Here is a 12,718-nt window from a genome sequence, read left to right as displayed (position 1 = left end):
CCTCGCTATGCCTCGCCGTCTTCGGTCTCGATCTTCGGCTTGATGATGCCGTACCCACCATTATGGCGGTGGTAGATGACGTTCACGAGGCCGGTCGTGGCATTCTCGAAAACATAGAAGTCGTGGCCCAGGAGGTCAGTCTGGACGAGCGCCTCCTCCTCGGTCATGGGCGTGAGGTCGACGTACTTCTCGCGCACCAGCTGGTCGTCGAGCTCCTCCCCCTCGATGAGGTCGTCCAGGTCGCCCAGGGGCGCACCCTCGCGGATGGTCTGCTGCGAGCGCTGCTTGCGGTCGATGACGCGCGTCTTGTACTTGCGCAGCTGGCGGGTGACCTTGTCCGCCGCGTCGTCGATGGCGGCGTACATGTCCTGGTTGCTGGCCTCCACGCGCACCACGTTGTCACGGACGAACACCGTGATCTCGCAGGTGCGGCGGTCGGGGTTGGAGGGGTTCTTGTCGACGCGCAGGACCACGTCGCAGCTCATCGGCTGGATGTCAAACACCTTGAGGGACTCGCCCACCTTGTCAAGAACGTGGTCGCGCATGCCATCAGAAACGGAGACCTTGCGTCCCGAGATCTTGATGTCGACCATCAGTACCTCCTCGCTTCGCGTGACTTGCGTGGGCCCTCTCCGAGAGCCCACCGTGACTCATAGATACCCCAGGAGGGGGCTCTTTGGCAGTCGCTTTCGCCAAGCGGCGGGCGCAGGCCGCGACGCCTGCGGCATCCGTCCCTACACGCTGGCCGCGTTGGAGCCGGCCTCGGCGGGAGCGGCCTCCTCGGCCGGCTCCTCCTGGACGGGGGCGGGGACGTCCCTCACCTGGCTGGTGTCACCCAGCTGGGGCATGCCGCCCAGCCAGCGCGAGCGGATGCCGTCCTCGATGCCGTTGGACTGCAGCGTGTCGAGGGCGGACTTGATGCCGCCCTGCAGCTCCGTGTTGGTGGGGAGCACGCCGATCCCCTGTGTGACGGGCGCGTCCAGCGTGCCCGCGAAGGCGATGTCCTTGCAGCCCATGGAGAGGAAGGCTCCCGAATAGGCGTCGCAGAGCACGTAGTCGACGCCTCCCGCGTCGAGCGCGGCAAAGGCCTCGTTGAGGTTGGCGAAGGTCTTCTCCTCCATCACCAGGCCCGTCGAGCGGAGCGCCTTCTGCGACACGGAGCCGTTCTGCAGGCCCACCGTCTTGGACGAGAGGTCCTCGACCTTTGCCACGCCCGTCTGGCCCTTGTGGAAGAAGGCCGTGGCGGATTGCGCGTAACCGCCCACCGCGGCTGCGGAGCTCGAGTCGCCGGCACGGGTGTCCATGACCACGTCGCAGCTCTTGCCCAAGGCACCGCTCGCGCTGGGGACGCTCACGAAGCTCACCTTGAGACCGAGCTCGTCGGCTACGGCGGAGGCGAGGTCGACGTCAAGCCCGACGAACTCCCCGCCCTCGAGTTGCGCACAGAAGGGGATGCCCACCGACGAGGACTTGAGGCCCACGGTGAGGGTGCCGGGCGTCACGAGCGCCGCGTCCGAGACCTGGGGCGACTTGGTGGCCCGGGCGGCGAGCGCCTCCTCCACGCCGGTCTTCGCCAAGGGGTCGGGAATGCCCTGGGCGAGCCCCGCCAGGCGGTCGGGCACGGAGGCGAGCTGAGACACGTCAGGCGCGTCGCAGCCCCCCAGGGCAAGCGAGAGAAGCAGCCCGGCCATAATTGGAGCGACCACCTTTGACGTCTGGGACCTCATCTTGCACCTCTCGCCTTCTTCGAGCCCCTGCCTGAACTTGCCGACGCACGCTGCCGAGACCTCGTCCCTTGTCCCGGTCCTGGTGACGCAGCTCCGCCTTACCCAGCTGACCTGGTATTTGACCCCACACTCGCGCACTGGGGCTTTTGCCGTGACCGCCGCGGCGGCCCTGACTGGAGGCCCTCTCGCCCGCGAGGCCGTATGCCTCTGAGTATGACGGGCGGTGCGACTTACCTCTAGGACGAGCCATGCTCGCCCGGACGCGCACGCCCGGACTTACGTGGATCCCTTTGGCCTCGTCTGCCATGGACTAGGGCGCTGGCGCCCGCAACCACAGACCTGGGTAAGGCTTCGCACAGTATACCAGCATGTTTGCCCGCTTAAGGCCAGCTGGGCGACGGTTCAGCTGGCGGACGGGGATGCGCCGCCAGCGTGACGGGCGGACGGGGATGCGCCGCCAGCGTGACGGGCGGGCGGGGCCTGACGGCCTTCCGCCCCATCGGGCGGCGCGTCGGGCGTCGCGACGTCCGACGCGACGGCGCTGACGCCCCTCACCAGACGCGGGCGACGGAGCAGGCGGTGACGCTCCTCGCGCCCCGCCCGAGGAGGGCCCGGGCGCACTCGCGCACGCTCGCCCCCGTGGTGATCACGTCGTCGGCGAGCAGGAACGAGAGGCCGTCCACCCTCTCCAGCACGTCAATGCTCCCCGCCAGGTTGGAGGCGCGCGCCTCTCGCCCGAGGCCTCTCTGGTCGCTTGACGAGCTGCGGCTGAGGACGTCAGCCAGCGGAAGCCCCAGCTGCGCCGCAAGCGAGCGCGACACCAGCTCCATGTGGTCGAAGCCGCGCCGGAGGTAGGCCTGCGGCGTGGCGGGGACGAAGCAGACGGCGTCCAGGTCGGCGCGGTCGAAGCGGGGACGTCCGTCCGCCGCGGGCCAGGACGCGGCCTCGTCGAGCGAGCAGAGCATGAGCGCCGCGAGCACGGGGGCAAGCCGCAGCTCGTGGGCGTCCTTGAGGCCCGTGATGAGACGAGAGGCGACGCCGCCAAAGGGCAGCGAGCTCACGCAGGCGCGGGTCTCCCACGCCTCGTCGCACTCGGTGCAGGTCATGAAGCCATGGGGCGCCCCGCAGTTGGGGCAGGCCCAGGCCTGATCGACCCAGGGAAGGGACGCCCGGCAGTCGGGACAGAGGAGCTCTCCGCCCAGGTCGCAGCCCAGGCAGCGGGTGGGCCAGAGGAGCTCCTGGGCGCCCTCCGCAAGGACGTGCGCGGCATAGGAGAGGAGCGGGCCATCGGCCCTGACGGTCGGGATGACGTGCGGGAGGCGGTCGATGCGCATGGCAAGCCTTACGCCGGGGCGCACGAGGGGTCGTTGGCTTGTGGGGCGATGGTAGCACGCCTGGGATGGGACGCGGGTGCGGAGGGTGCCGCCCTCCGTCAGGCGCGGTACCGCGCGGATGGCACGAGGAGCCCGAAGGCGTTGCGGAGCATCGCTTCGTAGCTGCGGGCGCGCGGGGCGACGCCGGCCTCCTCGCGCACGCGGGCCACGCAGTCGGCGCTGAAGGCGACCATCGCAGGTTCGCAGCGAAGGCCGCGCAGGGGGACCGGTGCCATGTAGGGGGCGTCCGTCTCGCTGAGCAGGAGCCCCTCGGGACAGGACGTCGCGGCGGTGCGGATGTCGTCCGAGCGGCCGAAGGTCACCGCCCCGCCGAAGGCGACGTGGCAGCCCAGCTCCACGAAGGGAGCCATGACCTCGGGACCCTGCGTGAAGCAGTGGAGGTCGCAGCCAGCGGCGGGAAGGCCGCGCTCGGCCAGGACGCGTGCGGCGAGCTCGTGGGCGAGCGTGTCCTGGGCACCGTCCCGGATGTGGAGCTCCACGGGCAGCTCGCGCTCGCGGGCAAGTTCGAGCTGGAGGCGGAAGGCGCGCTCCTGGACGTCGACGGGCAGCTCGTTGTAGGGACCAAGGTCGAGGCCGATCTCTCCCACGCCCACGGCACGCGGGCTCGCAAGGAGCTCGTCCAGGCGCGCGAGGGCCGCGCCGTCCAGCTCCGCCGCGCCATAGGGATGTGCCCCGGCGACGATGCGCAGGTTGTCGAGGAGGGACGGGAGCCCCTCGTAGCCCAAGGCGCCGGGCGGCAGGATGCCGCGCGCCGCGCAGGCGTCGAGCAGCTCGCGCGCCTCGTCCACCTGGGCGTCGATCCAGCCCAGCAGCTCGCCGGCACTCCCCCACCTGCGGGGGATCTCGTCCACCGGGTCGACGGGAACCACGAGCAGGCGCAGGCCCGCAAGCGCGGCCCGCACGAGGACGGCAGGCGCGTCATGGCCGAGGAAGCCGGTCAGGTGTCCGTGGCTGTCCGCGAGGGGCGCGGGCGCGGAGGGAAGCGCCACGGGACGGCCCTTCTTGTCGTGGAAGAGGGCCCCGTCCTCGTCGACGCCCAGCCTCTGGAGCAACTCGTCTACCGCCATGCGCGTGTCTCTCTCTTGTGGTCGTTCACGGTCGTTGCGGCCGTCCGCAAGGTGCTCGGCCACCTATGCGAAAGACAGCATTCTGTGCGAAATGCTGTCGAATTTGACGTTTTCCCAGTTGAGGTGAGAAAAAGTCAGCAAATCTCACAGAATGCCGTCTCGGCGTTGCCACCGCAGCATCGCCAGAGCCGTGGAGCCTGCCGCTGCGACCCCCAACGCTACCAGCCCAGCGCCTCCGCCAGGCGCACGAAGTCGGCGGTCGCAAGCCGCTCCGCGCGTGTGGTGGGGGCGGTGCCCGTGGCGGAGAAGGCGGCGTCCAGGCGCTCCCGGTCGAAGCCCGAGGCGCCCATGGAGTTGCGTATGGTCTTCCGACGCTGCGCGAAGGCGGCGTCAATCACGCCCGCGCACGCCGCGACGTGCTCGGGCGAGAGAGGCGTGCCGTCCGGCCCCAGGCAGGGACGGCGGTCGATGCGCACGACGGCGCTCTGGACGTGGGGCGGCGGCATGAAGTTGCCGGGACCCACCTCGAAGCGCCCCGTGACCTGGGCATAGAGTCCCAGCTTGGCCGTGTACGCCCCGTAGTCCCTGCCGCCCGGCGTGGCCGCGATGCGGTCGGCGACCTCGGCCTGGACCATCACGACCTCGCGGCGGACGCGGGGCATGTGCTCGAGCGTGCGCAGGATCACGGTGGCCGCGACCTGGTAAGGCAGGTTGCTCACCAGGAGGCGCGGCTCGGGGTCGATGCCCGCAAGGCCAAGCGCGGCGACGGCGGACGAGAGGCCCTCCGCGTCCACGCGCAGGGCGTCCCCCATCACCAGGGCGAAGCGCTCGGAGTCCCTCTCGCAGGTCTGGGCGAGCACGGGCTCGAGCGCGCGGTCGGCCTCGACCGAGACCACGGCCCCCGCCTGCCGCAGGAGCGCCACGGTGAGCGTCCCGATGCCGGGTCCGACCTCGAAGACGACGTCATCGGGACCCAGCTCGGCAAGCTCGAGGATCCTCGCGATGACCCCGTCGCTCACCAGGAAGTTCTGTCCCAGGCGATGCTTGGCGAAGAGGCCGAAGGCGTCCAGGACCTCGCGGGTCGAGCGGGGATTGGCCAGCCAGGAGCTGGGCGTGGGATCAGGCACGGCACCAGGCGTCGCGCGGCACGACCCGGCCGCCTGGCTCGAACAGGAACCGCTGTCGCACGGCACGACCGCCCGGCCCGCGTCGGGCGCGCCTCCGTCCGGCAAGGCGCCACCGGAAAGGCCGACGCCCCTCTCGCCTGGCTCGATGCCCACGTCGCCCCCCTACTTCTTCGCGGCGAGGCGCGGGAAGAGGGCGTCGCCCTTGGTTACCTCGACGCCACCGACGAGCCCTCCCCAGGCGCAGGCGGCCGCGAGGTCGTCGCAGGAGGCCTCGTCTCCCAGCGCCATGCGACGCAGGACCTCGGCCGAGGTCTGGGGCATGAAGGGCGCCAGCAGGTGGGCGCAGATTCGGATGGACTCGAGAAGGTTGGTGATGATGTCGGCGAGCTCCTGGGCGCGGGCGGGGTCCTTCGCAACCGTCCAGGGGGCGGAATCCTCGACGTAGTGGTTGGCGGCGTGGACGAGCTCCATCACGACGTCCTTGGCCCCCACGTAGTCCAGGCGGTCCATGCGCTCGGAGTAGCGCCCCTCGATGCCCAGGGCGATGTCGCGCAGGGGGTTCTGGCGCTCGGCCCAGCCGTCAGCGAGCTCCGGCGTCCTGCCGTCGAAGTACTTGGCACTCATGTTGAGCGCGCGGCTCACCAGGTTGCCCCAGCTGTTGGCCAGGTCGGCGTTGTAGACCTGCTCCATGCGGCTGAAGCTGATGGCGCCGTCCTCGCCGGGGTTCACGTCGGTCATGAAGTAGTAGCGGTAGCCCTCCACGCCCAGCATGTCGATGACGTCCTGGGGCGCGATGGCGTTACCGCGGCTCTTGGACATCTTCTCTCCCTTGCCGGTCTCCTCGTTGCGCACCATGAGGAAGCCGTGGGCGAAGACGTGCTCGGGCAGGGCCTCGCCGATGGCCATGAGCATGGCGGGCCAGATGACGCAGTGGAAGCGGATGATGTCCTTGCCCACCACGTGGAACTGGGCGGGCCAGCGACGCGCCAGCTCGGCGGCCGCCTCGTCACCACCCTGGCCGTAGCCCACGGCGGTCATGTAGTTGAGGAGGGCGTCGAACCACACGTAGGTGACGTGCCTCTCGTCGAAGGGCAGGCGGATGCCCCAGTCGAAGCTCGTGCGGCTCACGGAGAGGTCCTGGAGCCCGCCCTCGACGAAGGTCCTCACCTCGCGCATGCGGAAGTCGGGCTCGACGAAGTCGGGATGCTCGTCGTACAGCCTGAGCAGGCGGTCCTGGAAGGCACTGAGCTTGAAGAACCAGGACTCCTCCTGGACGCGCTGCAGGGGACGGCCGCAGTCGGGGCAGAGGTGCTGGCCCTCGGTGTGGTTGGCCTCGTCGGACTTGCTCACCTGGGTCTCGGTGAAGTAGGTCTCCTCCGGCACGCAGTACCAGCCGTCGTAGGAGCCCTTGTAGATGTAGCCAGACTCGCGCATGCGCTCCCACAGGTACTGCACGGCCTTGACCTGGCGCGGCTCGGTGGTGCGGATGAAGTCGTCGTTGGAGATCTCGAGGGTCTTCCACAGTCCCTCGAAGAGGGGGGCCTGGGAGTCGCACCACTCCTGGGGGCTCACGCCGTGCTCGGACGCCGCCTCCTCGACCTTCTGACCGTGCTCGTCCATGCCCGTGAGGAACTTCACGTCATAGCCCTTTGAGCGGCGATAGCGCGCCTGGACGTCGCAGAGGACAGTGGAGTATGCGGTGCCCAGGTGGGGAGCGGCGTTGACGTAGTAGATGGGCGTGGTGATGAAGAAGGACGGCTTGTCCATGCGATCTCTCCTGACGACGGTCCTGATGGCGGACGCCCATCTCGGTGGCGAATGCCAAAATGAGCAACTAGGCATTGTACATCAGGCGAGAGGGGCGCCCTTCGCGGCCGGGCGCGACGACCGGGTCGAGGCCCGGTGGCGGCCGGGACTAGGCGGCAGCAGCGGGACAACCGCGACAGCTGCCCCCCGACGGACAGGCGCGCGGCATACGGGCGCGACGGCCTCGCGGCCCACCTCCCTAGCGGCGCTTCAGCGAGTTGAAGAGACCGCGGGTGAGCTGACGCGTCGCCTCGCGGCCGAAGGTGCCCAGGATGGAGTTGGCGAAGCGACCCACCTGCTTGGCCATCTGCTCCTGCTTCCTCTGGGCCTCCCGCTCGGCGCGCGCCTGCTCCGCCACCTCGCGCTTTGCGGCGGCCTCCGCCTCGCGCTCGAGCTGCCTCTGCTGACGTTCCTGCTCCCTCTGTGCGGCCTGGGCGGCCTTCTCCTCCGCCTTCTGGCGCTCCCTCTCCGCCTTCTGCGCCTCCTTCTGTCGCTGGGCCTCGAACTCGGCCTTCTCCTTCTCGAAGGCGGCGCGCTCCGCGGCGAGCTTGGCATTGGCCTCTGCCTCCGCGTTCTGGCCCTCGATGGTCTCGTAGGCGCTCAGGCGGTCCACCGCGGTGCCGTACTTGTCCATCAGGTCGCCCTGACCGGCAAGGACGGACTGCATCACGTCGGCGTCCGCCGCGGCCATGCGGCACTGGGGGAAGAGCACCTTGGCGCGCTGCACCACGCTGGGCTTTCCCTCCTCGTCAAGGAGCGAGACCAGCGCCTCGCCGGTCCCCAGGTCCTGCAGGGCCTGGGCGGAGTCGAAGGCGGGGTTGGCGCGGAAGGAGTCCGCGGCGGCGCGCACGGCCTTCTGCTCCGCGGGGGTGTAGGCGCGCAGGCCGTGCTGGATGCGGTTGGAAAGCTGGGCCAGGACCTCGTCGGGAATGTCCGACGGGGACTGGGTGATGAAGTACACGCCCACGCCCTTGGAGCGGATGAGCTTCACGACCTGCACGATCTTGTCGCGCAGCCCCTTGGGCATGCCATCGAAGAGCAGGTGCGCCTCGTCGAAGAAGAAGACGAAGCGGGGCTTGTCGGGATCGCCCACCTCGGGCAGCCCCTCGAAGAGGGACGAGAGCATCCACAGCAGGAACATGGCATAGACCTGCGGACTTTGGATGAGGCGGGAGGCATTGAGCAGGTTGACGTAGCCGCGGCCGTCGGGCGCGCAGGCAAACCAGTCATCGAGCTCCAGGCTGGGCTCGCCGAAGAAGACGTCGCCTCCCTGGTCCTCGACGGCGATGAGCGAGCGCTGTATGGCGCCCACCGACTGGGCGGACACGTTGCCGTACGTCGACTGGTACTCCTTGGCGTGCTCCAGGACGTAGGCGAGCATCGCGCGCAGGTCCTTGAGGTCGATGAGGAGGAGGCCCTGGTCGTCGGCCACGCGGAAGACGATGTTGAGCACGCCCTCCTGCACGTCCGAGAGGCCCAGGAGGCGGCTGAGCAGGGTGGGGCCCATGTCAGAGACGGTGATGCGCACGGGGACGCCGTCGCCGCCGAGCATGTCCCAGACGCGCATGGGGCAGCCTTGGAAGGAGAACTCGTCCTCCTTGATGCCGAAGAAGTCCATGCGCTGGCGCAGGTTGTCAGAGATGGCACCGCCCTGGGCCATGCCCGTGACGTCACCCTTCACGTCTGCCATGAACACGGGGACGCCCGCGTTGGAGAAGCCCTCGGCCAGGACCTTGAGGGTCACCGTCTTGCCCGTGCCCGACGCGCCGGCGATGAGCCCGTGGCGGTTGGCCTGGTTGAGGAGCAGGCAGCAGGGCACGTCCCCCTGGGCGACCCAGATCTTGTCGTTCACGAGCATGGGCATCCTCCGATCGGTGCGGGCTGGTCATGGGCCAATTGTACGACGGGGGTGGGACGCGGGTCCGGCCGGGGTCGCTGGCGTAGCTGCGGCGGGTGGGATGGATGAGGCGTCTGGGCAGCCGCGACTCTCGCAAAAAACTTTGTTCGTGCGAGAAGAGCCCATCCCCAACTGGACAAACGTCGGCAATGCTCACATCTTTGCGGGGATGTGCGAACGGCGCGGCTGGGGGCACGGCTGGGGGGGCACGAAACGGCCGCACCTCTCGCCTGGCCGCCCACCCGTCGCACCGAGTCGTTATTGCTCCAATCGATAACCAGGTGCCCCAAAAGCGACGTGCCACCATGTCTCTTGAGCTACCACAATGTGCAGTCGAGAAGAACCGTGCGCCTGCGCGGCAGGCCCGGGCGCAAAGACGAGGAGGCACGAGCGATGGCAATTCCGTATGACAAGAGGACCCCACACCGCTTCGACGTGGTGGGCAGCTTCCTGAGGCCGGCGGAGCTCCGCCAGGCACGTGCTGCCTTCGAGGAGGGCCACCTGGGGCAAGATGAGCTCACCCACATCGAGGACGCGGCGATCCGCGAGCTGGTGGCCAAGGAGCAGGCGGCGGGCCTCGGCACCATCACCGACGGGGAGTTCAGGCGCCTGACCTGGCACCTCGACTTCATGTGGGGCTTTGCGGGCATCGGCCACAGCAAGACCAAGGACGGCCTGCCCTTCCATGGCGAGGCAGCCAAGATCGACGACACCTACCTCACCGGCAGCCTCGCCTACAAGGGGCACCACCCCTTCGTGGACCACTTCCGCTTCGTGCAGGACCTGGAGGACGCCAACACGGTGTCCAAGCTCACCATCCCCGCGCCCGCCCAGTTCCTGGAGCAGCTGGCCATGCCCTTCGCGCTCCAGAACACCCGCCGCTACTACGCCGACGACCAGCGCCTCGAGGACGACCTCGTGGCCTGCTACCAGGCCTTCATCCAGGACGTATACGACGCCGGCTGCCGCAACCTCCAGTTCGACGACTGCTCGTGGGGCCTGTTGGTCGACCCCCACGCGGAGCAGTTCTTCGGCACCGACGCGACGGGAATCGAGCGCACCAAGGAGCGCTTCCTGCAGGTCAACAACCGCGTGCTGGACGCCCGCCCCGAGGGCCTCACCATCAACACCCATGTCTGCCGCGGCAACTTCCACTCCACCTGGGCCTGCGAGGGTGGTTACGACGACGTGGCGGGCACGCTCTTCGCCCGCGAGCACGTGGACAACTTCTTCCTGGAGTTCGACGACGACCGCTCCGGAGGCTTCGAGCCCCTGGCGCAGGTCGCAGATGGCAAGAAGGTCGTCCTGGGCCTCGTCACCACGAAGTCGGCGCAGCTCGAGGACCGCGGGCAGGTCGTGGCGCGCATCCACGAGGCGGAGCGCTACCTCTCGCTCGAAAGGCTCTGCCTGTCCCCGCAGTGCGGATTCGCCTCGTGCGAGATTGGCAACAAGCTGAGCGAGGAGCAGCAGTGGGCCAAGGTCGCCCTGGTGAGGAGCATCGCCGAGGAGGTCTGGGGCTAGGCGAGACCAACGACAGGGTCGCGCGGCACCTCGTCGACGCGGGCGAGAGAGGCGGGCTCCGCTATTGTTCGGCCGTCCTCAGCACCAGGTCGTAGACCTCGGAGCGGGGGCGACCGAACTCCTTGGCGAGCCGCTTGGCAAGGCCGCTCTTGGGCTCGTCGGCCGCAAGCGCCGCCGCGATGGCGTCCTCCAGCGTCGCCGACCCGGAGCCCGCCGCGTGAGCGCGCTCGAGGAGCTCGTCCTCGCTGGGGGCGCCTATGACCACCACGCACTCCCCCCTCAGGCCCTCGCGGTCGGCGACCTCCTCCGCGACCTGGGCAGCTGGCCCGCGCACGACCTCCTCGTGCAGCTTGGTGAGCTCGCGCACCAGCGCCACCTGCCGCGTCGGAAGGACCCGGGCCACCACGGCGAGCGTGGATGCAACGCGATGCGGCGACTCATACACCACGAGCGCGCCCGGCACCTGTGCCAAGGCCTCGAGACGCGCCGCCATGGCCCCCTCCCGCCGAGGCAGGAAGCCCTCGAAGAAGAAGTGCTCCATGGGAAGTCCCGAGGCCACCAGGGCACAGGTCACGGCAGAGGGACCGGGGATGACCTCGACGCGCAACCCACGGTCGAGCGCCGCGTCCACCAGCTGCTGGCCGGGGTCCGACACGCCGGGCATGCCCGCGTCGGACACGAAGGCCACGCGTTCGCCTCCCTCGACGCGCGTGAGGATGCCCTCGACGCGCTGGGCGAGGACGTTCTGGTCGGCCCTCTGCAGGGGGACGCGTATGCCAAAGTGGGCCAGGAGCTTGCTGGTCACGCGGGTGTCCTCGCAGAGCAGGAGGTCAGCCTCGGCCAGGGTGCGCACGACGCGCGGCGAGGCGTCCTCGAGGTTGCCGATGGGCATTCCCACGACGGAGAGAAGCCCCTCTCCCCCGCCCTCGCAGCCTGTCGTGCCCGCACTCGTGCCCGCACCTGCCCCCACGCCGGGACGCGCGCCCCTGGGCGATCGGTCAGTTGCCCGGTCGTTTGGTTGGCCACCCGACCGGCGGGACGGCCGCAAATCGAAATCCATCACACGAGCATCCTTCGCTCGAAGGTTGCCAGGGACACGCGGGCATCCCAGCCCGAGAGGCGACCCTCCGTCTTCCAGGTCTGGAAGAACCAGGCTGGGCAGCCCTTGAACGCCGCGATCTGCTCGGACACGAAGACGCGCTCTAGGGCGATTCGGCCTTCGGGCGTGGTAGCGGAGTCCGAGAAGGGCAGCGACCCCGACCACTTGCCCACCATGACGGGAAGCCCGCTCCTGCCCGCGAGCTCCAGCGCCTTCTGCGAGCTCAGGGCGAGCTTGCGGATGCCGGAGGGCCCGGCACTCTCCACCTTGTCGAAGTAGTGGTAGAGGTGGCAGTCGAGCCAGACGTTGTGGTAGCGGCGCGGGGCCATGAAGCGACTCCAGGCGCCGTGACGACCTGCGTCCGGCACGATCACGGCGACGTCGTCGCCCGCGTTCTGACGCACGGCCTCGTATGCCTCGCGGTAGTAGTTGCGCAGGGTGTGCAGGGGGACGCCGTCCGTGAGGCTGAGGCCATGGCGCTGCTGCGCCACCGGGTCGTCCGCCACCTCGATGCCGGCGAAGGCGACGCGCAGGGCATAGCGACGGGAGAGCGCGGCCACGACGCGCAGCATGTCGTCCTTGTAGCGCGAGAAGTCGCCCCGGTTGCGCAGCATGTCCGCCTCGGCGCTGGGCACGCCGGGAGAGATGGCCAGCGCGAGGACGATCTTGAGGTCAATCTCCTCCGCCCACTCGAAGGCCTTGTCCACGTAGTCGACGCACGAGACGAAGGGCCCCGGCTCGGGGCCGGCGTGCCCGAAGGCGTACCAGGGCACGGGCAGGCGCACGGCGTTGAAGCCGCGTGCGGCGATCTGGACGAAGTCGGCCTGCGACATGAAGCCCTCGCGGTGACGGAGCACCAGCTCCCGGTAGCGCTCGCGGCCGAGGGACGAGACGAGCCGCTCCTCCTCGAAGACACCAGAGTCGGCGAAGAGGGACGGCGTGACCCAGGGCTCGAGGACGAGCCAGCCGGTGAGGTTCACACCGTGTAGGGCACGCTCTGCCATGGGACGCTCCGATTCGCAGGTAAAGGGGGCAAAATCACTTGCTGGTCACTTGCTGGTTCGAGTATAGCCCGAGGAT

At 69.3% G+C, this 12,718-nt stretch carries 10 protein-coding genes; 1 reads left to right on the top strand and 9 read right to left on the bottom strand.

Annotated features, from left to right (window positions below; genetic code table 11):
• Window positions 1–5 precede the first annotated feature (5 nt).
• The 7 genes from raiA to Q5923_RS04805 form a co-directional block, all read right to left on the bottom strand.
• A complete protein-coding gene (gene raiA, locus Q5923_RS04835; RefSeq protein WP_072500250.1) occupies window positions 6–593 on the bottom strand; it encodes a ribosome hibernation-promoting factor, HPF/YfiA family in 588 nt (195 codons plus the stop codon).
• A 141-nt stretch (window positions 594–734) separates the two neighbouring features.
• Window positions 735–1,727, bottom strand: coding sequence for an ABC transporter substrate-binding protein (locus Q5923_RS04830; protein WP_303132494.1), 993 nt, complete (start codon window positions 1,725–1,727; stop codon window positions 735–737).
• Between the two features lie 551 nt (window positions 1,728–2,278).
• Entirely contained in the window at window positions 2,279–3,061 is a 783-nt protein-coding gene (locus tag Q5923_RS04825) for a ComF family protein (RefSeq protein ID WP_303132493.1), read from the bottom strand.
• Between the two features lie 98 nt (window positions 3,062–3,159).
• Window positions 3,160–4,188 (bottom strand): TatD family hydrolase, encoded by a 1,029-nt coding sequence (locus Q5923_RS04820; RefSeq protein ID WP_303132491.1) that lies wholly within the window; start codon window positions 4,186–4,188, stop codon window positions 3,160–3,162.
• Between the two features lie 218 nt (window positions 4,189–4,406).
• On the bottom strand, window positions 4,407–5,468 hold the full coding sequence (rsmA, locus tag Q5923_RS04815) for a 16S rRNA (adenine(1518)-N(6)/adenine(1519)-N(6))-dimethyltransferase RsmA (RefSeq protein WP_303132490.1): 1,062 nt from the start codon (window positions 5,466–5,468) through the stop codon (window positions 4,407–4,409).
• A 9-nt stretch (window positions 5,469–5,477) separates the two neighbouring features.
• Entirely contained in the window at window positions 5,478–7,082 is a 1,605-nt protein-coding gene (gene metG, locus Q5923_RS04810) for a methionine--tRNA ligase (protein ID WP_072500255.1), read from the bottom strand.
• A 238-nt stretch (window positions 7,083–7,320) separates the two neighbouring features.
• Window positions 7,321–8,979: a helicase HerA-like domain-containing protein gene (locus tag Q5923_RS04805; protein ID WP_303132489.1), complete on the bottom strand. Its 1,659-nt coding sequence runs from the start codon at window positions 8,977–8,979 to the stop codon at window positions 7,321–7,323.
• A 432-nt stretch (window positions 8,980–9,411) separates the two neighbouring features.
• Between Q5923_RS04805 and Q5923_RS04800 the strand changes: the two genes are divergently transcribed.
• On the top strand, window positions 9,412–10,539 hold the full coding sequence (locus tag Q5923_RS04800; RefSeq protein ID WP_303132487.1) for a 5-methyltetrahydropteroyltriglutamate--homocysteine S-methyltransferase: 1,128 nt from the start codon (window positions 9,412–9,414) through the stop codon (window positions 10,537–10,539).
• Window positions 10,540–10,600: 61 nt separating this feature from the next.
• On the opposite strand, the gene rsmI is transcribed toward Q5923_RS04800, so the two are convergent.
• Together rsmI and Q5923_RS04790 are read right to left on the bottom strand one after the other, a co-directional pair.
• A complete protein-coding gene (rsmI, locus tag Q5923_RS04795) occupies window positions 10,601–11,599 on the bottom strand; it encodes a 16S rRNA (cytidine(1402)-2'-O)-methyltransferase (RefSeq protein ID WP_303132486.1) in 999 nt (332 codons plus the stop codon).
• Window positions 11,599–12,642 (bottom strand): glycoside hydrolase family 5 protein, encoded by a 1,044-nt coding sequence (locus Q5923_RS04790; protein WP_009278551.1) that lies wholly within the window; start codon window positions 12,640–12,642, stop codon window positions 11,599–11,601. Before Q5923_RS04790 ends, rsmI begins: the two co-directional genes overlap by 1 nt.
• Window positions 12,643–12,718 lie beyond the last annotated feature (76 nt).

Source organism: uncultured Olsenella sp. (assembly GCF_959602185.1).
Taxonomy (GTDB): domain Bacteria; phylum Actinomycetota; class Coriobacteriia; order Coriobacteriales; family Atopobiaceae; genus Olsenella_I; species Olsenella_I phocaeensis.
This window is presented reverse-complemented; position numbering and strand designations above follow the sequence as displayed.